Consider the following 23,061-nt stretch of genomic DNA (forward strand, 5'->3'; position numbering starts at 1 on the left):
CTTATCTTTTCCGAAAAACACGTTTCAATTTATCTTTCAGTCCCGGCGAATCTTCTTTACCGACTTTCCCGATCAAAAAACCATAGGGCTTCAGTGGCTCCACGTGGTCGCAGATGATTTTCACAATGCCAAGTACAGGTAGAGCCAGAATCATGCCCGGTATGCCCCAAACGGCTTCGCCAACCACAATAATCAGAATTGTAAACAGCGGATTGATGCTAACTTCGGTGCCAACAACAAGTGGTTCGAGCAGGTAGGTTTGCGTAAACTGAACAATACCATATACCAGTAGAATACCCAGCATCATTTGTCCATCTCCGCCCTGAGCCATTGTCACCAGAACTGTAATGAGCGTTCCGGTCAAATTGCCAACAAAGGGAATTGTTTCGAGCAAGCCACACAAAACGGCCAGAAATATGGCCTGTTTAACGCCAACAATGCTAAATCCGATGCCATACATAACCCAGAGCATAACGATCATAGCGGCCAGGCCGGTCAGATACTGCCGGGCCACCCTGCTGCTTTCATAGATAACCCGACGGGTTTCGGGCTGAGCATTGGCCGGAACCAGCTTTAGCAGAAACTGTTTAAAATGGTGTCGAAAATAAAGAAACAGAAACGCATACACGAGTATCAGCACGAGATCGACAGCGATACTGAGTATCGAATTGATACTTTTGGCCACAATAGCCGAAAGTTGACCTGCCCCCGACGCTTGCTGTTCTTCAATAAACGTCTTCTGCTGTTGGGCACTGATGCCCAACTTACTGCTCACAAACTGCTTCAACTGACCAATCATTTCCGTTATACGCTGTTCAATACCGGCCAGGTCATGAACCAGATCCGACGATTGCCATTTCAGCAACAGAACAAGCCCCGCGCCTATCACCAGCAGTAACGTGAGACAAAGTAGCGCAGCCAGAGCCCGGCCGATGCCTTTCGTTTCCAGCCACAGGCTTACCGGAAAAAAAAGCATCGCCAACAGGCCCCCAATCGTAAGCGGCACCAGAATGGATCGAGTAAAATACAACCCGCCAAACAACAGAAAAAGAAACAACAGAAACCGGGTAGGCTTTAGTAGTACCTGCATGAAACGATCACAAAAGATAAAACGGCAACTTCATGATCAGTAAACTCTCGGAGGAGCTACCTGCCTGAAATCAACCAAAAATCTTACTGAACGCCCCCTGAGAAAATTTGAATTTGCCCGTAGATGTATATAGGCCTTATGCCAGAAATGAAAGTAATAAAGCTACAGAGCGAATCTTTTGAGCGAAGAACAGGCCACCCTTTTGCGGCCCGAAGCAGGTTTATTGAGCTATACGTATGTACCTGTCAGCTCAGCGTAGATTGACCATTTCGGCCGATACGCAGCAATCTGAAGCTATAGCTTTGGCAAAAGGCAGATGTCCTTTAGGAACCATCAGGTACAATTGCCCACCCTGAATGGCAGCCAGACGACCCAGAAGCTTCAATTTAGACCTGAGACGATTCGTATCGTCGGTTTTAAGAACAACCTCAAAATAGGATTTCTGGCCAAACTGCCTTCCGGTCGCATCGGGCACAAACGATTCGCCATCCTGCTGACGACCATAAGTAATTGGCTTTTCGAAACCATCGGTGTTCGCTTTTATGTGTGTAAAACCATGTGCCTTTGCCCAGTCTGTTGCCTGGCTTATATATGTATGTTTATTCATGATATAATGTTTCAGTGATTATATAGTACCTTAAGTATTATATAGTTAACGATAGAAGCTAACAAACCCGTATAAGCGGCTCAAAGGCCAATGGTTGTAAAGCCAGAATCAGTGACCCCAAATCGCCACTGAACGGGAGTCGTGTGTTGCGATAAGCCAGAATCGGGGCGGATGAAGAGAACAGGAATCTGTGCATTGTAAACGATCTGTTGCACAAAAGTACCAATCAGGAAATCGTTGGCTGTTGCGCCTAAGCTCGCTGTAATAACCAGCATATCGGCCGACAGCTCAACACATTTGTCCAATACTGTTTCGGCAATCGACTCCGTTGGCCAAAACAAAGTTTTACTCTTAACCCCATCCTGAGCCAGCTTTCCAAGCAGTTCAGTAATCTGATCCTGCAATTGGCTGATGCTAATCACCTCATCGGGGTTCGAAAGTGCCAGAACGGTCAGTTCCGATGCATTTTTCCGGATAATTTTTCGGGCAAACTCATATTTATCCAGCGCGCCCGGTATGGGTCGAACCGGAAACAGAATCTGCTCGAAAGTGGTCCATTTTTTGTGCGCTGGAACAGTTAGCACCGGGCAGGGAGCCGTTTTTATCATCCGATACGCATCCGAATTCAGCCGCAATGCCTGGCTATTTGCACCCACCAGAGTACCCATCACAATCAAATCGGCATGTATGCTCTGCGCAGCCGCCATCACCTCGTCAGAATAAGTACCTACCCGAAAGCTGCTTGAACAATTAACCGGATATTCCTGCGCTGTCAGCATGGCCAGCATTTGAATCAGGCTTGCCCCCTGCTGAGTCAGATGCGACTTCGATAAATCGGGCAAGTCGTCGGGAGCTAGTGGTTTTAATGTATCAGGATTCAGAACATATACCAGATGCAAATGAACTTTCTGCTGTTGCTCACTGAGCCTGACGGCAACATCCAGCGCATTGAGCGAAGGTTCCGTAAAATCTACGGGAATGAGTATAGTGGCAAGATTCTGTACATCCATATGCTTTTTACCAAAGCTAACGCTATAGTTAGGTGGGACTGAAAACGAAAGAAATACAGATTGCTTAACAGAAACTTAACCAATCCTTAGAATTCACTTAGAATTTGCGCCTTCTGCCCTCGAAAGGCCCCTTATCCTTCCCGTTTCAAGCAACAGCAAACAATTCATTCAGCCAAAAATCCGAACAGCAGCATTGCCATTTAGGCATTGTATTCTAAACTCTAAGCGAATTCTAATCTATCGTTAAGCCGCCACTAAGCTGCTGAATGTTTATTGGAGACTATCAGTAGATGGTGGATGGCCGACTCAATTTCTGCCCTAAACTCGTACAACTATGACTACAGAACATCCAACTAAACAGCATTCGAAAATGAGCTGGTATCAAAATCCAGCCGTATTATATAGTGTTATCGTCCTGCTCCTGGCGGGTGTGGTTTATTTAATTGTTCAAAATTGGCAATTGGAGCACAAGACCAGTCAGGAGCGGAGTATATTACACACAAAAGTCCGGCAAAATCAACTGGCTAACGACCGGCAGCAACTGACGCTGACCATGAAGGCGTTCGTTTGGGCAGTTCGCAATGCCATGCTACAGAACAAAACAGGCGAGATTAACGAATATTTCAACACACTGGTAAAAAACCGGGGAGTGAAAGAAGTGTTGTTGGTGGATTCGGCCGGAAAAATCATGATTTCGACCAATAAGAAAAACCAGGATATGCCGTTCACGAATCGGTTTCCGGCCTATCTGCTTCAAAAGCAGGACATTTATTTTAACAACAAAATGCCCTACGAATTATCGGCGCCCGTCACGGCTCCCAACAAGCGCCTGGGTACGCTGGTCATGTTCTATACCCCCGCAACCATTCTGCCCGATTCGCTGGCAATTTCAACCGCAAGCAAAAGTCAATAGTTGGCCACATCGCCCCGAAAGAGCCAATAATTCAGTAGGCTCTCTGCGTCTCCGCTTCGGCAGGTCGATGTAGCCAGCTAAAATTAGACTACTGGTTGTCAGCCTATTGCTTATAGTCGAAATCGTGCGGATGAACATATACATGCTCCCCATCTGCCAACCGAACCAGTTGCCAGGCGGGTCCGCTTCCAAATTGCTCATTATGAAACCATACAGTTTCTCCCTTCTGAATCAATCCACAAATGTGCTTCGTTGGATCAGCGGGATCACGTACCCATTCGGTATTCTGAATAGCCTGGCCAGGGCGGTCAAATTCGTCTACGGCTAATGATGTCTGCTCTTTCATAGTCATGATCGATTCGATTTATTCGTTAGCTCAATACCTTAGGCCAGAAAAGCCTATCTTTATATAACGCTGATAAAACCAGCCAACGTGCCCACAAATACAATCTTTTATCTTAGTATAAGCTTAAGCTTATCTTAGAAACTCCTTAAAACAAGCAATCCACCTTATCTAATCATTTGATTTTCAAACACAAACGGCTTCAAGATACTCCCGAAGCCGTTTCTACCCTTACTTAATTCTTTATCAGTTACTGCTTCATAATCTTAACCGTTCGGGCCTGCTGATTGGTAGTCGCCCGCAACAGCAACAGCCGTACTCCAGTCTGCTCTAAACTAAACACCTGCTCATCGTGTGCGCCCGCCGATTCCAGACGACGACGCTCTACCAACCGGCCATTCACATCACTCAACTCCAGCTCAACAGCCTGCCCTTCTACTCCCTCGATCAATACCCGAACCTGCTCGCCTGCCGGATTGCCCAGTACCGTTATCGTCAGGTTCGACGACTCCTCAGCTACACCAACCCTTGCCCGACCACAGGCCGCTTTCAGATCCCAACTGTAGCTGACCTGAGAGCCACTCTGACGGGCCATCAGCATAAAGGGTTGTACATCGCTGGCTGTGCGGCTTTCTTTATCGACAAACTGGTTGGGGTTGGTGGTCCAGTCGGTGATGCCAGCCGCCCGGAACTCAATCGGCGAGCCGTCGCCACCGCTGGTGTTGAAGGTGATAGCCCCGGTCTGGCAGTTGTAGGTGGGGGCTAACAAAGCCAATGAGCCGCCAGTGGGCGGTTTAGGGTTACTACAATAAGCCCCAAAATCAAACGTATAACTAGCCGTTTGCCCGCTCTGGGTAGCCTGAATCCAAATCGGTTTGGGGTCGTTGCGTAGGCCCTGCTCAACGGTACCAAAGTTGTCGGTTACTGAAGCACGGGTGATACCGGGAGCGGTGTAGGTAATGAGCGTTCCATCGCCACCGCTGGTATTGAAGGTAATAGCCCCCGTCTGGCAGTTGTAGGTAGGCTGGGTGAGCGTTAGGGCATTATTCGATGACTCAACGACTACAATCCTGAAGGAGGTTTTTAACGTATCACAATACCCGTTTGTGGCCGCAATGTTTATGATATATGTACCTGGGGCAGCAGACGTTTTACCATAGAATTTTACTACTAATCCATTTGGCCCTCCTGAACCATCACCTGACCCAGCGGTAGAATAAGTAATTCCCTCAGGCATTCCTGAAGCTGTAAACCAATAATGATTCAAGTATGAGTACTTGTAAATACTAAAGTTAGGGTCTTTAAAATAATTCGTTAGTTCATACGATTCCAGAGTTTGTCCTGTTTTTACTGTTAGATCTGGGATGAGAGACACTTCCAGTGATTTAAAAATCTGTATGCCAGGACAGTATTGTTTCAGGTCAAGTGAGTAAGTAGTGGTGTAGCCACTTTGGGTTGCTTGAATTGATAGCGGCACATTGATATCAATGCACTTAAAGATGTCCACCGTATTACTGGCAGGAGACGCCAGTTCAACTCCGGGTATAGCATAACTGATCGGTGAGCCATCGCCACCACTGGTATTGATAACAAGTGTAGCCCCCAAAGCACTACCGCACGTAACGCTGGGAGCCACTATCTGTAATGGATTAGCTGGTGGGTTACTACAATAAGCCCCAAAATCAAACGTATAGCTCACCGTACGTCCGCTCTGGGTAGCCTGGATCAGAATCGGTTTAGGATCGTTGCGCAGCCCCTGCTCAACGGTACCAAAGTTGTCGGTTACTGAAGCACGGGTAATCCCCGGAGCGGTGTAGGTAATTGGCGAACCATCGCCACCGGTTGTGTTGAAAGTGATCGCACCCGTCTGGCAGTTGTAGGTGGGCTGAGTGAGTGTCAGCGCATTTCCCTGATTCAGTAACTTAACGATCCAAGTGGCTGGCGTAGCTTGTTTACGTCCTTTCACATCTCCGTCATTAGACTCAGTAATCCCAACCATTAACAGGCCATCCGTAGTAGGCAAAACTGCAGGCTGAAAACTATAGTCATGCCCAGAGCCACCTAAAACCTTACTCCAAAGACGTTCTCCCTGCTCAGAGAATCCAGTTAGCCGAATATCTCCATTGTTGCTGTCCTGTGGGGTATCGTTTCCGACAACATAAGAAGCAGGTCTAGCTTGTTGAGGCACTGCAACAATAGTAGCTAAGGAGTTAAAGGCCGGATAAGGAACCTGCACAGGACTACCTATAGGATCTCCCTGTGCATTAATTCGAAAAGTAGAGGGTTCACCGGAGCTAGACGTATTTGGCCACTCAGACCCTGTTAACCAATATGACTCGGTGTTTGAGTATGACAAATCAGCAGAGACATCATTGAAATTATTCACTTGTCCGTACCGCTTCTGCCATACTACACTTCCATCTCCCGTTAATTTAGCAACCCAGCCTCGGAGTGTATTATTGTCGGTTGTCGGATTGGCTGTACCGGTTAATAAGAGCCCTCCATCAGATGTACTGATTGCCTTGCTAACATTAATACCATTTACACCGTTGTTAGATCCATCATCAGTACTAAACTTCAGTTCTTTCTCCCATAAAAAATCGCCTGTTTTGCCGATTTTCGCGATAATCACAGATGCTCTATCTTGGGTACTAATGGTCTGATCATAACGAGTCGCGAAAGCAAAGGTTCCACCATCTGAACTACCAACTATATTACTAAACCCGTACTGGTATTGTGTTGATTGAGAAAAGTTCAAACCCGTAATCCAAATTAATTCACCTGTCAGGTTTCTTTTCTGTAAGGTCCACCGCTGATTATCTAATACAGCAATAACTATTGCATTATCAGCAGTAGCAACCGGGCTTACGGCTGACAATGCCTCAATAGTGTTTCCTGTAGTCGAAACGCTGGTAATAGGAACATCGCTTATCACCTCTCCTGCGGTTGTAAGCCACAACAGCCGCCGATCTGCCGTCACTACTGAATATCCACCAGCGCCATTTTTTACGATAGCAGTTCTACCGTAAACTGCTCCTGGAATAGGCGATTCAATCACCCGTTGCCATTGAATAACTGGCGGCTGCACGGTTTGTGCCCGTAGCTGAGTAAACCCCAGAAGGGTGAGCCAGAACACCCAGAAAACTAAACCCTCATGTTGATTTTTGTACTTGTTTCTCATGAATTCTGTATTAACAGGTTAAACGTATGGTAAACGACACTACAATTGTAAGCTATCCTGAACATGACTTTTACAAACTAACCGTGGCCCGTTTTTTTGCGTAAGCCATGCTGAAATAAGTGATAAAATATATGCTTAAGTATAAACACTCCCCTTCTCAATTATAAACTTTAAAGCTAAAAAAAACACACTTATAATAGAAAAACTATTCCACAAAAAGAATACAAAAAAAACAATAGCATTGACATCCAGACACACCGCAGCTCAATAAATAGGACCCACCACTAAAAGGTGAATGAATTTTGCCACTTTCCAGAAAAGTTTGCCCAGGGCCTATTACGCGCAAAAGGCGCAAAGACCACCAGCCTCTTGCCGGGATCTTTGCGCCCTTGCGCGTTCATTTTGGTGTACTAATCGTTTACCAGGCAGTTTCCATTAACTCATCGATATCGATCAACACGGGCGAGTCATAGAGTTTGCGCATCATGAACCCATGCTCTTTCAGATGCGTCAGGTTGAACTTACGAACCATACCATGATCGGGCAGCATTGGGCATTCAACGTGGTCGATCACGTAATTAGGAAAATAACTGGCTACTTCGGCGGGTGAGATACTGAACGGTGGCGTTTTCAGAATGGGGGCATATTCCAGTGTATTCAGAAAATATAACGTACCCACCGGCGACAACCACTCCAGTGTTTGCAGATACCGCATCCGCATGGGCTCGGGTAAGGCAACCAGCGACGCCCGGTCATAAACAAGATCGAACGAACCAATATCCTCGCGGTTGAGGTAAAAGAAATCCCGACACAGAATGGTGATATTGCCCGACACAAACCGGCTGCCAATCTGCCGGTAGGCCAACTGGTTTTCTTCAAAAAATTGAATGATTGCTTTTTCAACGATTTCGACACCAATAACCTGATGAGCGAACCGGCTGAAATACAGCAGATCTAATGATTTGCCACAAAGTGGTACAAGTACCGTTTTGCCTTCGAGCGCAAACGGTGGCAGGTGCTTGATGGCATAGGGATGAATGTCTTTACGGTGAAAGCTGGTGTAGTGTCCTTCCAATTCCCAGGAGTTAAACCAGAATGCTTTTTCCATGCTCAAAGAGGATAAGGTGTTGTGCGATTTCGATGTGACAAAGTTCCTTATCCAATGCGGATGCTTTTAGCGCGGATTCACGGCTTTTGAAAAATGCGTAGAATCCCGTAGTGTTCACCGGAAATTCCCGGCTAATTCCTTACACCTCCGACCGCAGCACGTCGAGCGGAGGACGTACCAGCACGTCGCGGCTATTGAACAGGCCGATCAGGATCGTCAGAATGGTGACAATGGTGGCTACTACAACCAGCGGCAATGTATTGGGTCGGTACGGAACTTCGAACACAAACTGAGCCAATGCCCACGTTCCAACTACCGATAGCAGAATTCCCGACAGAGCAGCCAACAAGCCCAGTAAACCATATTCCAGCGCCGTAATTCGCAGAATCTGGTTTTGGCTGGCACCCAGTGTGCGGAGCAGAACGCTTTCGCGCAGACGCTGATATTTGCTGATCACGACCGAACTACCCAACACAAGCAAGCCCGTCAGTATGCTAAAGAGCGCCATAAACTGAATCACAAACGAAATCTGGTCCAGAATTTCATCGACCGTCTTCAGAATCAGTCCCAGATCGATGGCCGACACGTTCGGAAACTGACTGACCAGATTGCGCTGCAACACGGCCGAGGTCTGGCTGTTGGGTACACGCGTCATCAGCACATGAAACTGCGGAGCCTGCTCCAGCACTCCGGCCGGAAACACCACCAGAAAATTGGTTTGTACCCGGTTCCATTCCACTTCGCGGGTTCCGCCCACAATGGCCGGAATGAGCATTCCCTGTACGTTGAAGCTCAGCGTGTCGCCCAGTTTCGCGTGCAATCGACCCAGAAAATCTTTTTCAACCGAAATGTATACGTTGCCATCGGCCTGATAGGGTGCTTTGCCATCAACCAGTTTCTCCGACGAAATCAGGGTGTCGCGGTAGGTTACGCGGTACTCGCGACTGAACGCCCAGTTTGGCGTTTTCAGGGTTGTGTCTTTTTTGGTTTCGTCGGGATGTTTGCCATTAATGTCGGTCAGGCGCATCGTTATAACCGGCACATCCTGCAAAACGGGCAGATTCTGCTGTTTCACCAGCGACCGAACACCCGCTATCTGCTCTTTCTGAATATCGAACAATACCATATTGGGCTGATTACCACTAGCCGACAATTCGACCCGGCCCAGCAATAGCCCCTGCGTGAGGTAAAGTGTTGCAATCAGAAATGCCCCCAGACCAATGGCCGTCACCAGAATCAGCGTTTGGTTATTGGGTCGATACAGATTGGCCAGACTTTGTCGCCATACATAACTCCACGACGTAGGAAAAAACCGCCTAACCAGCCAGATCAGTCCTAAGCCCAATAAGGTCAGAATGCCAAACGCCACCGTAAGCCCGCCCGTGAAGCCAATGGCCAGCATCAGATTTTTGGTTTGCAAATAGGCAAACCCGACAATAAACCCAATTACCAGCAGATAGACCAGCCATCGCAACGGATCACGACCGCTCAGATCGTCTTCATACGAAGTGCGTAGCGTTCGCAACGGCGACACATTTCGAATGCTGAGTAAAGGCAGGAGCGCAAACAAAACCGAAATGAGCAGCCCGGTACCAATACCGCCCAGAATCGCCGGCCCAGATAGGGTCGTTTCGACCGCAACCGGGAGGAATCGCCCAAACACCTGGGGTAGGATAAGTTGTACTGCCGATCCGACTATGGCCCCAATGGTAGCGCCAATCAGCCCCATCAGCGCTGTCTGAAACAAATAGATCAGTAATGCCTGCCGACCACTGGCACCCAGGGTTCGCAGGATAGCTACCGACGTAATTTTCTCTTTTACATACAACTGCACCGCGCTGGCTACGCCCACACAGCCTAACAGCAAGGCGACAAAAGCCACCAGACTCATGTATTTTGTCAGATCGGCAAACGACCGGCCTGTCTGCCGTTTGCGATCGGCAACCGTATCGATATTGACGCCTTCTTTCTCGAACCGGGCATCGTATTTTTTGACGATAGCCCCAATGTCGGTTCCGGGCGCAAACTGGTAATAATATTTGTAGGCAATTCGGCTACCACGTTGCAGGAGGCCCGTACTGACCAGATATTTATTCGGGATGAAGACAGTTGGCGCCACCGTTGCCGCAATAGCAGCCTGACCGGGTGTTTTTGTAACACGTCCGGCAATCAGAAACGACAGATTACCAACCCGCACCGAATCGCCGGGCTGGGCACCCAACTGAACCAACAGTCCATCATCGACCAGCGCAACGCGGCCCTGCGCCTGCCGAAACGTTTGAATAGCCGACAGAGGCTCCACTTCCCAGGTTCCGTAATAGGGAAAATTACCTTCCAGCCCTTTCACCTGAGCCAGTCGCACACCACCCGTTTTCGGAATCGAGACCAGCGATGGGAATGAAACTTCATAGGCCCGGTCGCGCCCGAGGGTTTTAGCTAATTGCTGTGTTTTAGCCGATGGCGGACGCGTCCACGAAAGTGTCAGATCAGCCCCCAGCAGTTCGCGGGCCTGCTCGTCGATGCTGCGCGCCAGATTGTCGCCAAAGGAATTGATAGCAACCAATGCCGCTATGCCCAGCACAATAGCCGACATAAAGAGCAGTAACCGTTGGCGACTCCGGCGACTATCGCGCCAGGCCATGCGAAAAAGCCAGGAGAAATTCATAGGTCAATCAATCATTGGGGAATGGTGAAGTGTCCTAGCCCTAAAAGGTTTCGAAAACCTTTTAGGGCTGTGTACGCCAATATCCAATCCACCATTTTTTATTTTTCAATTTTCAGTTCATCTTTCACCACGCCCTCTTTATCGTAAACCTTGTAAATCAGTGTTTTACCGTCTATTTTCATGTGCTGATAGAAAGGGCCGTTCTTATAGCGGACCTGCGCATATGCTTCGTCGGGCCACATCTCGTGTTCGCTCGGAATACCAATCGAAATGGTGTAAATGGTGCCTTTGGCGGGCGAAACCACTGGTTTTTCGGCATACATCGGCTTCGTTCGCAGATAATAATGCACGTGACCACTCATGACCATGTCCACATGATATTGATCGAACAAACGACACCACTCTTTCCGTATGTCGGTATAATCTTCCTCGAAATTGTATGGCGGGAAATGAAAAAACGCAAATTTCCAGTCGGCTTTCGACTGGGCCAGTTGTTGCCTGATCCAGTCGGTTTGTGCTTCGATGGGCGACGTAGCATCGATCATCAGAAACAAAGCATTCTGGTACGTAAAGGCATAGGTCTGTTCGGTGGGCACCTCCGGGGTTTGCGGCCCATTTTTCGGCAGACTGAACATTTCCTGATACATCCAGGCTCCTAATCCATCCTGACTATCGTGATTACCGGGAATGGGCATCAGGGGTTTATACTGAAAAATAGACCCCGAATGCTGCCATAGCTCATCCCACTCGTTGCGATGCAGCCCCGTACTAACCAGATCTCCGGCAATGGAATAGAACGCAATTTCGGGATGGCGGTCGATTGTCTTCCGGGCCATGCTTCCCCAGTCGGGCGATTTATGCGTATCACCAAACCAGATGAACGAAAATCCATCCGGGCTCGACGACTGGGTTTTAAAGCTAGCCGGTATCGACCAGCTACCGCTTTCCGACCCAGCTCGATAGGTGTAGGTTGAACCCGGTTTCAGACCAGTTAGCCGGGCTGTAAATCGGTTTACGTACCGATCATTCTGCAACAACCGATCTTCCATCCGAAACACCGATGCCGAAGACGACAGCGTATCGGCAGTACCGTTTAGCCAATACTGCACCCTGCCATTGGGCACCGTAGCCGATGTTCGCCACTGAATATCCTGCGTAGTGGCCGGGTTTCCGCTCCAGGTCAGCAGAATCTGGTCGGGTTTGGGTTGAGATGGTTCTACGGTTTTGCGGAAGGCTTCAATCAGATGAGCTTCGCGGGCCCGCCCCCGAATCGTCTGCACCAGAATCTGCCCCCGTAGTGCTTCCGGTACTTCGGTCAGCGTCAGGTCGCTCCAGTCGTGATAGGTAAAAGCTCCTTTCTGGAGTGTATCGAGGGTTTGAAAAGTTGGATAAACGTTTGAAACGTTCACCTTATCGACCGCTTTCTGAGGCCCTACACTGATAAAATAAACCGGCCGATGCTTGTCGAACCCATTGATACCCAACTCTATCTTTCCGGCATCGAACGCTTTCTGCCATACCTCATAGGTGTATTCTTCATTTTTGACGACCATATCCGTTTTCCGAAAGCCGCTACCTTCCAGCCAGAACGGGAGCGTTTTCTGATCGGTATGACGCATGAGCGAAACAACTACAGGTACGTTCACATCGAAAGTCAGATACTTTGTGGCCATTATTTTTTTTTCGGGTTCGCTCAAAAACTGCAGCACATAATTCTGACCGATGGTATCGAGCTGCTCGGGTTTAAGCGTTTCATAGAGTCGGGTAACAGCTCCATCCATCACGCTTTTCACGGATGTTATATCTGGTTGTTGCTTCTGCGATGCCACATTACAGGATATTACACTCATGGTCAGGATAAACCCGGAGAGAACCATTGAAAAAAAAGGAGAATGTTTCATGAATGATCTGTCGGTAAGTCATTTATCTGCTACGAATAGCCATCTGAACTATTCATACCTGATAATACTACCGGCGAACTGGCATTAAATACTATTCGCCAGTTGGGTATCCGAAACAACGGTTCCTCCTTTAATCCGAATAACCCGCTGCGTCCGGGCGGCCAAATCCAGATCGTGCGTCACGAGTACGAGTGTAGTACCGGCTTCGCGGTTCAGTTCGAATAACAGATCAATTACGGTCGCGCTTGTGTCGGCGTCGAGATTGCCGGTAGGCTCATCGGCAAACAGCAGTTTGGGTCGATTGGCAAACGCCCGAGCCAGCGACACCCGTTGCTGTTCGCCCCCGGAGAGTTGAGTTGGATAATGGTGACCACGCTGGCCCAGACCAACCCGTTCCAGCAATGCCTGTGCGGTTTTCTGAACGCCTTTTTCGCCACGAAGCTCCATCGGCACCATTACGTTTTCGAGAGCCGTAAGCGTCGGCAGCAACTGAAAATTCTGAAAAATAAAACCGACATGCTGGTTCCGAATAGCTGCCCGTTCGTCTTCCGACAGCGTATCGAGTCGAATATCGTTCAGATAAACACTCCCCGACGAAGCCCGGTCCAGTCCGGCACAAAGCCCGAGCAACGTTGTTTTGCCGCTCCCCGACGGCCCAACGATTGAAAACGTGTCGCCCGGTTCGAGCGTAAAGTTAACCCCATGCAGCACCGTCAGTTCCCGGCCGCCACTTTGATAGGTTTTTGTAAGATTTTCGACGCGCAGAATACTCATGAAACCAAAAAGGTTGTTCTAAACAAAGAGATAATGGAGATTTACAGCATAAATTAGTCATTGGTCATTTGCCTTCGGCGTTATTAGTCATTGGTTTATTTCCAATAACTAATTGCCAATGACAAATGACAATTCGCATTTCAAGCGTAACGACCATATAACCAATGAAGTTCTTCGACTTTCGCCAAACAGCGTATTCTTTGATAAGCGGCCTAATGCTCTTCTTAACGGCGTGGAGCTGCGGCTCATCCGACACTAAAACCGAATCGAAAACGGGTTCCGACACGGCTGAGGCTAGGGCCAGCCGTCCGGCAACGACCGCTAAAAAACCAATAGTCCTCTTCTACGGCAATAGCCTGACGGCTGGTTATGGCGTTGAGCCAGCGCAGGCGTTTCCGGCGCTGGTAGGTCAGAAAATCGATTCTGCGGGTTTGAACTATCAGGTAGTAAATGCCGGACTTAGTGGCGAAACCACGGCTGGTGGCAAAAGCCGCATCAGTTGGGTAATGCGCCAGCCGGTAGCCGTGTTTGTGCTGGAGTTGGGCGGCAACGATGGGCTGCGTGGCATTCCGCTCAAATCGACCCGCGAAAACCTACAGGCCATTATCGACACGGTACGGGCTAAAAGTCCGCAGGCTACCCTTGTGCTGGCCGGTATGCAGATTCCGCCCAACATGGGCACCGATTACACACGCGAGTTCAAGGGCTTATTTAAAGAACTTGCCGACAAGAATAAACTGGTGCTGATTCCATTTCTGCTCGAAGGTGTTGGCGGCATTCCAAAACTCAACCAACCCGATGGTATTCACCCCACGCCCGAAGGACACAAGATTGTAGCCGAAACCGTCTGGAACGTATTACGACCGGTATTGAAGTAACGTGAGAAATAAACCTAAAAGGTTTCGAAAACCTTTTAGAGTGCGTTGGGGAATTACATTTGGTAAAACGTCTCGATTCGTTGTAACATGATCTGACTATTGGCCAGATAGAGCCAACTGACCGAAGAAGATACTGTATGCTCATAATCCTTAGCGATCCGCCGGAAATAATTCGTCCAGGCAATGCTGCGCTCCACCACCCAGCGTTTGGCTACCGGCACAAAACCACGCGCTGATTCAGGCCGGGAGGCTTTTTCAAACCGGGACGCCGGAGCGTTCGATACTCCACTTAGCCAGCTCACGCCCAAACACTCCATTGTACGCTTGGTCGCCAAAAATCTTTTCCAGCCGGTCGCCTGCACGCCAAAGTATCGATTCAATAAGTTGTTTAGCGAGTGGGCCATCGGCTTGATTGGCCGCATCTACATCCGCCACCCAGAGTCGGCCTTGAGTATCAACGACGAAAGTTCGTTTGCGCCCATTAACGCGTTTGTGTGGGTCGGTACCGCGGTAGCTGTCAATCATTGGTGATAGCTTAACCGATTGTGAATCAATACATAACGCCGAGGGGTAGGCTTCTCGATTGGCGTTGACTCGATCCAGTTGGTTTAAGGCCGCATTCATTTGCTCGAAGGTGCCCTTAGCCTTCCACTGCTCAAAGTAATAGTAAACAGCTTGCCAATGGGGCCAGTCAGGGGGCAGATTTCGCCACTGACATCCTGTACGGAGCAGCCATAAAATCGCATCTACCATTTGTCGAAGATCATGTTTACGCTTGCGCTGAAGATCAAAAAAAGGCGATATTGTTGCCCACTGGTAGTCGGTCAGTGGTTGCCACTGAGAAGTCATACATTTGTTTCTTGGTCGATACAAAGTTGACTCGACTACCAGCCTTTCTCAATTCCCCAACAACTTCTCACGTTAAAACGGATAGCCAACAGCGATATTAAAGACCAGATTCTGCTTTCGCCATTCGGAATCGCCAAAATTCATCTGGTCAATTACCCACTCGTTGCCATTGGTTTTATACGGTTTGCGGAGGGGCGTTGCCAGATCGAAACGAACCAGGAAGTACGATAAATCGATGCGCAGACCGATACCCATCCCAATAGCAATCTGTTTGTAAAAGTCAGGGTGAAACTGTGCCCCTTCACCAAAAACGCCTGTATTCGAATAGGTCCAGACGTTTCCGGCATCGACAAACACAGCCCCTTCGAGATACTTGGTAAACTTAGCCCGAATTTCGGTGTTGGCTTCCAGTTTCACATCACCACCCCCATCCTGAAAGAGCGGAACATTTCGAATCGTATCCCGCGTAAATAAACCAGGACCAATAGCACGAGGCCGAAACGCCCGCACGCTATTGCTACCGCCCACAAAATACTGTTTGGTAAATGGTAGCTGATAGCCTTTATAATTACCATATGTTATACCTACGCCAACAAACAGCCGGTTTGCCCAGGTCACTTTCGGCGACAGACGGCGGTATAAGCGGGCATCGGCATCCAGACGCAGGTACTGCGCATAGGGGACACCAAATATTACTTTTCGTTCATCATTAGTACCAACCTTATGAAAGAAAAGACTAGCCAGATTACCAGCTATTTCGGCATTAGTAGTTAGTCGAAAAGTAGTAGGCGAATTTGTTCGGGGAGACGAGTTATAATTAAATGAATAGAGTGAACTCAGAATAAGCTGATCGGACCGGAAAACCGTATTGATATATTGGTTTTTCACAACAGCGAGTACGGCTGTATCAAGCAGAATTTCATAGACCCGATCGCCAATCTTGTCCTGTGGCACAAACACGTAGTTAATGTTAAACGGCTGGAAAACGTGTTCGACCTGCTGATTCTGTCGCCAGGCATAGCCAAAGGTAGTTTGCGCCGAATTGATCCGGTAAAGTCCACCACGGATGATGGTCTGATATCCCAATGTTATGTTGGTTTTGGGCAATGCCTGTCGCCGGTCGTAGTTGAAGCGCACCGGACTTACCAGCCGCGGGAAACTCAGTTGCGCATCGGCCCCAAATCGGTAGTTGGTTACGTTCTCTTTCTCGCCAGTACCCACCTGAAATTCGATCCCGGCATTGGTGTTAATGGTTAACAGTTCGGCTCGTTTGAGCGCATTTCGGTTGCGCCAGCTGGCAATGACCTGCGTACCATTGAAGTTGTTGGAACGCGATGTTCCATCCAGTTCCAGCCGCATTGATTTGGATGGGTAAGGCGTCAGGTAGTAATGTACGTCAAGCACGGCCGAATCGCCCTGTTGATCAGGATCGAAGCGGTTCCGCACAAACTTGAAAGCCCCCAGGTTAATAAACCGCGACAGGGTCAGATCCTGCGCCCGGCTGTTGTATTTGCGCCCTGGTTTTACAGCAACAATATCACGGAATAATCGCGGGTCGAATCGTCGGGAAGAGTCAACGATCTGAAAATCATCTTTGCTTTCATATGCCCGTCGCCGGTTCGTATCCTGCCGGGCAGTTGAGAGTTTATAGTTCGGATAAATAAATACGTTCCGAATCGAATAAGGCACCCCCGCAGCCGCAGGCATATCGGGCTTGATGGCAAAATAGAGATCAGTCTTATGATTAACAGAGTCGTTATCGGCCAGAATGGCAACGTAGTCGGGCAGGAAATAATAAAAGCCGCGCTGCTTAACAATCTGGCTGATTCGTTCGCGTTCGAGTTTAATGTTATCGAACCGATACGGATCGCCTTTCTTCAGAATCGTCCGGCGGGCCGCCAGATGCAGAGCCTGCTTTACCGGTGTCGAATCGACCAGAAAAGCCACAGAATCGATATAAAAGCGTTGCTTCATCTGCACTTCATACTCGCCCCGCGCTTTGTAGCCACTTTCTTTCAATGAGCCGGTTACGGTCGAGCCAAAATAACCCTCATTTTCCAGCGTAGCCTGCCAAACAGGGATGTTAGCCGAAATAGCCCGGGCACTGGCCAACACAGGTTCCTCACCAAATTTACGCCGAAACCAGGCCCGAAATCCTTTCGGTTTCTTAGGCTCTCCGAACAGATAATACAGGCCTACTTTATACGGAAAGCCAAATAATTGTTTGTTGGGTTTCGGACGAGCCAGGGTAGCCAACTGTTCTTTCATAGCCTTCTGATCGTCCTCGGCAACGCCCGAATCGGGTTTCATGGTAATATCGGTTCCGGCATAGAGTCGCTCATTAGCGGGCAGATGTTTCCCAATATTACAGGCATTGAGCAGGCCTATCAGAACCAGGCAAACAAAACCTGTCAGAATCGATGAACTGCGCCCTCGTGTGTTCAGTAGCTGGTCAGGTAATTTTATGCTGATGGTAAAAAACAGCTTCAGAACCCTGACAGCCTCTTTACCCACCAGAATAAAACAAACAATACACCCAGTAATGAGTACGAATAAATAGGTCATAGCAAATCAATTCAGCGTTGAGGCAGACGACCGATGCAGAATGTCGGACAGAGTATTATAATCGACCGTGATTACAAACCCAACCCCAGTTTCAATGATATAGCCATCCAGCACAGCCTGATAGTCGTTACGCCGATAGCCCCGCAACACATAACGTCCATCGCGCGAGAGGTTGTAGTTGAGCGATACGTTATCGAATACTTCATTGGGATTACGGGTAGCCGCATTAGCTGTATTTTCCAGTACAAAATTCCGGCCGACCGATACGGTCAGACGCCCTTCCAGAAAACTCTTCGACAACCCCACGTTCAGATCGGTTCGGGCACCGTTGGTGGTTCCACCCGTGTTGGCACTACCCGTCTGCGAGAGCAGGTTAAAGTCGACGTCGAAGCCTTTTAGAATACCCGAAGCCAGTCGGCCCAACTGATCCGAAATCAGCTTACTTACGCTACTTCGGGCAATTCCTTCGGCCTGCGTATTCAACCCTCCGCTGTTCGACCCAGAGAAGAAATCAGATGTATTTTCGGGTAAGAATCGGTTTAGAATCAACAAGGCAAAGACCTGTTTGTTCATCAATGACTGATCCTGACGAAGTGTTTTTAACTTGTTCTCAATAGCAGAGCCAAACGCACTCGATGCAGCCGCGCTGTTGGCCTCATCAACATCGGGCTGGCGAATGTCGAAATCCAGTTTTGGTGACGCCAGATTGCCACTCATCGTAAGGGCAACATTAAAAGGCAATTTCCGATTCAGAGCCGCCGGTGATAAGTCAGGCGATTCGCTGCCAACCAGATCAGACGGTGAGGTCGACACCTGATAAACCGCCGTAATGTTCATATCGGCCTTAAGTGGGTCGCCCGTAAACTGAATGTAGCTTCCTTTCTGAATCTTAAACTGGCGTTTCAGCACTTCGTAGGTCAGCGAATACTCCCCTTCTGTAACATCATAGCGACCTAACACCGACAGTTGGCCAGCCGCGTTCATGGATACATTGAGCTGTGCATTACCCCGCGCCCGGAGGTAATCGCCGTTCAGTTCATCGACCACAATGGTGAGTTCCGATTTTTCGTCGGCCTCCAGATCGAGTGAAATAGTAGCATTACTAAGCTGCTCAAATTCCAGACGCGGAGTAGCAACGGTGTCTTTTTTGGGTTTATAGAGGTATTTGGCAATCGCCAGTGAATCGTTATGATCGACAAAGGTGATCACCTCCCGCGATGCGCTCACATCCAGCGACTCATCGGGCAATACGACCGCCACTTTACTCCCATCTTCAAGTTTTACGGTACCGTTAATGGATGGGCTACTGCCCGTACCTTTAACCCGCACATCGGCACTGATCGACGCCTGCCCGTAGGCATAGTCGTTGTCTTTCCGGGATGCATTCAGTACCTGAAAACCATTAGCCCGAATCCGAAGATCGTAGGCTACATCGGGCAGATTTTTAAGCACAACGGTACCGTCGGTTGTTAGTGTCCGGCCCAGCGTATCGCGTACATTAAAATTATTCAGGGTAATGGTTTGCCCCGAAAATACCAGCTTATCCTGATCGATCCGATAGGTTGCATTGAGTTGTTTTATGTTGAAGGCAACAGAATCGAAGGCAATGCTTCCATTCATTTTCGGATTGTCGGTTGCTCCTGCCACACTAAATTGGCCAACCAGTTTTCCTTTTGCCTGCCGCAATTCGCCAAAACTAAACGCTTCTATTGTTCGGGCATCGAGCCGTTTGAGGTTAATGGCCAGATCGAGGGCTTCCTTCGCATTGTTTGGGTTATAAAATCCCGTAACGCTGGCGTCGTTGTAAGGGCCTTCCAGAGTCGTATTCACACTGATTCGGCCATCGGAGCTGTTGCTGAACCGGGCCGTCAGGTTGCCCAGCGGTTTCTGCATCACCTGCAAACTATCGACATACACAGAGCCAATAAACGACAGGTTGCTGTCCTGACCCATATAATCGCGCACAATAACGGTTCCATTCAATTGACCACTGGCCAGCGTAGTATCCTGATTGGCCAACCGGGCCAGATTGGCAACTTCAATGGCCCGGGCCGTTACCCGAATAGGCGCATTGCCATACTGTTCGGTACTGTTTATTTCGAGCGACTGATCGCCCTGTTCAATATGCAGGTTATTGATCAACACTCCATCGTTTCCATACTGGGCAAATCCGCTGGTATCGGTTTGCCAGTGCTGGTAATTGGTTAGCAAACCGTTGCGGGCAAACTGGAATCGGTAGCTGGAATCGATTATGCTAAGCGTACCGGCCAACCCATGCAGATTCTGATTGATGGAATCTTTGTTAATGACCGAAAACCGGAGCCGGTTATTACTGGCCGAAGCAGTCAGGTCAGTTTCATGAATAGTCAGGTCATTATATAGAATTTCGTTTACCCGTCCATTAATCAGCAACTGATTGCCTACGCCCCGAATGGCCATAGTGCTCCCTTTCACGGTAGTGGTATCGTATACGATGTCTCCCGTTCGGAGGGTGGCCGACAGGGTTGTATCGCGGGTATTGTCCAGATAAGCATTCAGCCGAACGGTATCCAGCCTGGTTAGGGCTGGCACAAACGCCTGTAGCAACGGGTTCTGGTAGGCTTTCAGATTCATTGTGAAGGCATGGGGTGGCGGTATAGCCTTATAGCTCAAAGAAGGCAAGGCAATGTATTTGCTGATTTCGCCAGCAATGATGTCATATAGCTGCGCATACTCGAACTGCCCATTCAGGTTTAGCCGCGCCCCCGGAACCTGTGCCACAACGCCCTTCGTCTGCTCATTAGCCGTTAGTCGGGCATAGAGCGAATCGACCGGATAGTTTTTCCCGTCCAGCGTTAAGACCCCATCCTGCACTTCTACCGTACCGACTGGTTTGGCCGGATCGGTAGAAACCATATTTAGTTCTATCTTGCCTTTTATTGAAAGTGGGTCCTTATAGAGTTTCAGTTGCTGTAGATTCAGTTCATTAATAACCGTTTCGCCAACCACACTCGGAAAATCACCCTTCAACCCAACTTTCGCGTCCAGATTCAGGCTCGCATTCGGATCGTTCAGCGCCCCCTTAATGGCCAGATTACCGTTCGCCAGAGTCCCCCCGGCATTCAGATTCTGATACCGATAGCCGTTCAGATCGGCCGACTGAACATTCAGCGCAAATTGAGTGGTGAGGGTATTGACATCGATACCGCGTCCATCGACCGTTGCCCGACCGGTTATTTTACCAACCGTTCCTTCCTGTTTCAGCCACTTTCCAGCATCGAATTCATTCAGATCGAGCGCCCCTTTGTAAGTTTGGTTTTTACCCGTAACAAAACCTGCCAAACGCCCATCGAACGCGGCCGTTCCCCATTCGGTGTTTAATTTCGCATCCAGAATCAGATCATTTAACTGACCTTTTATCTGCCCCGTAAGCCGCAGATCTGGGGGTAAAGCAATAGACGACGGAATCGACCCTTTAGGAGCCAGTTTGTTTATATCGGCTAGCTGAGTGGTCGCTTCCTTCACGTTCATATCGACACCCAGATGTTCGGTATCAGTTACGTTCGTTAACTTACCACTGGCCACAATTCGGGTACCCGACAGCATATCGAACTCAAACCGGGGTATAGTCAAAGCCGCCAGTGTACCAACAGCCTGCACATCGGCTTTGAATACGCCCCCCTGATTACCCGCAAATGGTGGCGTATCGGCCAGGAACGGCGCCAACTGCAACACATCATTCACCGACAACCGGCTCTGGCGCAGGTTTACCCGAACGCTCACCCGTTTCGCAAAACGCGGATCGCTCAGTTGCCCCAGCGAATCGTAGCGCAACACTACCTGATCGCGAATCAGCGAGGTCGGCGTCTGAATAAACAGTCGGGTCAGCGTGGTGGTAGTATCAGTATAGACAATATCGCCATTCAGGCTTTGGAGCACGAAGCCGCTCGTCGACCGGAAACGACCATTTCGAAGCTGACCGCTGATCCGCTGGCCTTTGCTGCCCATGTCGGCATAACTCAGGAATTTGCCGTCGATACCCAGATTTTGCAGATCTAAATGGCCATAATCGAGGCCCTGCTTCTGGCGGGGTGCAGTTTCGTCGTCGAAGCGAATGCGGTTGTTGGCAAAGCGAACATTGGTCAGTTTGGCCTGCCAGCCTGCTTCGCCCGATGGAGCTGCCGTTGTTGTTGAGGCTGGTTTTGCCGGATTGGCTGGCTTTGTCAGCACGGCGGCAATATCGGCATTCGCCAGGTCGAGGGATTTGATACTGATTTTTTCGCCATCGAGATAAAAATAATTTGTCTCCATAGCCAGTTTGCCAATAGTTCCCTGCGTTCGAAAATCAGCCGTTTCGACACGTACATCCCATTTGGCCTTATTTACAGCCCATTTTCCAAGACCAATATCGAGTGTATCACCAGGTTTGCTCGGCGGACTGGGTGGTGTGGGTAATCCTTCATACAGGCGTGTATAAACATTCAGTCCATCGGCCCTTACGTCCGACAGGTGATACCTCGATTTGTCGAGATCAATTTCCTTAAAGTTGGTCTGTAAACTATCGACATAGGCATTCACATCGGCCCCAACAACATCGTCGTGGTATTTGATACGCACATCCCGAAGCATAACCCGGTTCAGGTTAATGGCTAGCGGGTTAGATACCGTATCGGCCGGTTCGGGTTCCGACGAACCCGAATCAAAAGCATTGAGGATGTACTGAAAGTTGAAGGTTGTGTCGGGTAACGTACGCTTGATATTTACCTGAATGTGCTCCAGTTCAATCTGGTTTATAGCCACCCGGCTGTTCAGCAATCCCCACATATCAAGATCAACGCGCATGTGCCCCCCATTGAGCAAAGTATCGCCCTTGGGTGTTTTAAAGAACACATCATCCAGTTCAATCCAGTCGGGAATCGAATACCCAATTCGACCAATATGAAACGGCGATTGCAGTTTCTGCGCCAGATACGAATTGACCTGCTTCGTCACAAACTGCTGCCCCCAGGTTGTAGTAAGAACAAGCACTACAAAACCTGCCAGCAATAGAATGAGCGCAAGCAAACCAAGAAGAATACGAACAAGCGTTTTGGAAACAGACATCCGTCGCAATTATTGGGTTTCCGGTCAGGAGGCAGCCAGTCCTGCCAATCACATACTAAGACACTTTATGCTTTTATAACTTCTATGAGGGGAAA

At 48.9% G+C, this 23,061-nt stretch carries 15 protein-coding genes; 2 read left to right on the forward strand and 13 right to left on the reverse strand.

Annotation, left to right across the window (positions count from 1 at the left end; translation table 11 throughout):
* Position 1 precedes the first annotated feature (1 nt).
* The 3 genes from WBJ53_RS25025 to WBJ53_RS25035 all read right to left on the reverse strand — a co-directional run bounded on the left by WBJ53_RS25025 (position 2) and on the right by WBJ53_RS25035 (position 2,707).
* Positions 2–1,090: an AI-2E family transporter gene (locus tag WBJ53_RS25025; protein ID WP_338871298.1), complete on the reverse strand. Its 1,089-nt coding sequence runs from the start codon at positions 1,088–1,090 to the stop codon at positions 2–4.
* 250 nt (positions 1,091–1,340) lie between these two features.
* Complete coding sequence (locus WBJ53_RS25030; protein WP_338871300.1) at positions 1,341–1,697, reverse strand: hypothetical protein; 357 nt, start codon at positions 1,695–1,697, stop codon at positions 1,341–1,343.
* A gap of 80 nt (positions 1,698–1,777) precedes the next feature.
* Positions 1,778–2,707 (reverse strand): universal stress protein, encoded by a 930-nt coding sequence (locus WBJ53_RS25035; RefSeq protein WP_338871302.1) that lies wholly within the window; start codon positions 2,705–2,707, stop codon positions 1,778–1,780.
* Between the two features lie 334 nt (positions 2,708–3,041).
* On the opposite strand from WBJ53_RS25035, the gene WBJ53_RS25040 reads away from it, so the two are divergent.
* The gene (locus WBJ53_RS25040; protein ID WP_338871304.1) at positions 3,042–3,620 is read left to right on the forward strand and encodes a hypothetical protein; all 579 of its coding nucleotides are present in this window, start codon (positions 3,042–3,044) and stop codon (positions 3,618–3,620) included.
* Between the two features lie 103 nt (positions 3,621–3,723).
* Here WBJ53_RS25040 and WBJ53_RS25045 read toward each other — a convergent pair whose 3' ends face one another.
* The 6 genes from WBJ53_RS25045 to WBJ53_RS25070 all read right to left on the reverse strand — a co-directional run bounded on the left by WBJ53_RS25045 (position 3,724) and on the right by WBJ53_RS25070 (position 13,592).
* Positions 3,724–3,966 (reverse strand): hypothetical protein, encoded by a 243-nt coding sequence (locus tag WBJ53_RS25045; RefSeq protein WP_338871306.1) that lies wholly within the window; start codon positions 3,964–3,966, stop codon positions 3,724–3,726.
* A gap of 247 nt (positions 3,967–4,213) precedes the next feature.
* Positions 4,214–7,144: a hypothetical protein gene (locus tag WBJ53_RS25050; protein ID WP_338871308.1), complete on the reverse strand. Its 2,931-nt coding sequence runs from the start codon at positions 7,142–7,144 to the stop codon at positions 4,214–4,216.
* 418 nt (positions 7,145–7,562) lie between these two features.
* Entirely contained in the window at positions 7,563–8,252 is a 690-nt protein-coding gene (locus WBJ53_RS25055; RefSeq protein WP_338871310.1) for a thiopurine S-methyltransferase, read from the reverse strand.
* 139 nt (positions 8,253–8,391) lie between these two features.
* Positions 8,392–10,917: an FtsX-like permease family protein gene (locus WBJ53_RS25060; RefSeq protein WP_338871312.1), complete on the reverse strand. Its 2,526-nt coding sequence runs from the start codon at positions 10,915–10,917 to the stop codon at positions 8,392–8,394.
* Positions 10,918–11,015: 98 nt separating this feature from the next.
* Positions 11,016–12,818, reverse strand: a complete 1,803-nt coding sequence (locus WBJ53_RS25065; RefSeq protein WP_338871314.1) for a metallophosphoesterase family protein — start codon at positions 12,816–12,818, stop codon at positions 11,016–11,018.
* An 84-nt stretch (positions 12,819–12,902) separates the two neighbouring features.
* Positions 12,903–13,592 (reverse strand): ABC transporter ATP-binding protein, encoded by a 690-nt coding sequence (locus WBJ53_RS25070; RefSeq protein ID WP_338871316.1) that lies wholly within the window; start codon positions 13,590–13,592, stop codon positions 12,903–12,905.
* Positions 13,593–13,756: 164 nt separating this feature from the next.
* Between WBJ53_RS25070 and WBJ53_RS25075 the strand changes: the two genes are divergently transcribed.
* Positions 13,757–14,470: an arylesterase gene (locus WBJ53_RS25075; protein WP_338871317.1), complete on the forward strand. Its 714-nt coding sequence runs from the start codon at positions 13,757–13,759 to the stop codon at positions 14,468–14,470.
* Between the two features lie 53 nt (positions 14,471–14,523).
* Here the strand turns inward: WBJ53_RS25075 and WBJ53_RS25080 are convergent, their stop codons facing one another.
* The 4 genes from WBJ53_RS25080 to WBJ53_RS25095 all read right to left on the reverse strand — a co-directional run bounded on the left by WBJ53_RS25080 (position 14,524) and on the right by WBJ53_RS25095 (position 22,966).
* A complete protein-coding gene (locus WBJ53_RS25080) occupies positions 14,524–14,772 on the reverse strand; it encodes a hypothetical protein (protein WP_338871319.1) in 249 nt (82 codons plus the stop codon).
* Positions 14,726–15,319: an IS5 family transposase gene (locus WBJ53_RS25085; RefSeq protein WP_338871321.1), complete on the reverse strand. Its 594-nt coding sequence runs from the start codon at positions 15,317–15,319 to the stop codon at positions 14,726–14,728. The genes WBJ53_RS25080 and WBJ53_RS25085 overlap by 47 nt, the downstream gene beginning before the upstream one ends.
* Positions 15,320–15,391: 72 nt before the next feature.
* The gene (locus tag WBJ53_RS25090; protein ID WP_338871323.1) at positions 15,392–17,884 is read right to left on the reverse strand and encodes a BamA/TamA family outer membrane protein; all 2,493 of its coding nucleotides are present in this window, start codon (positions 17,882–17,884) and stop codon (positions 15,392–15,394) included.
* Between the two features lie 6 nt (positions 17,885–17,890).
* Positions 17,891–22,966 (reverse strand): translocation/assembly module TamB domain-containing protein, encoded by a 5,076-nt coding sequence (locus WBJ53_RS25095; RefSeq protein ID WP_338871325.1) that lies wholly within the window; start codon positions 22,964–22,966, stop codon positions 17,891–17,893.
* Between the last annotated feature and the right edge of the window lie 95 nt (positions 22,967–23,061).

This window comes from Spirosoma sp. SC4-14, assembly GCF_037201965.1.
GTDB lineage: Bacteria > Bacteroidota > Bacteroidia > Cytophagales > Spirosomataceae > Spirosoma.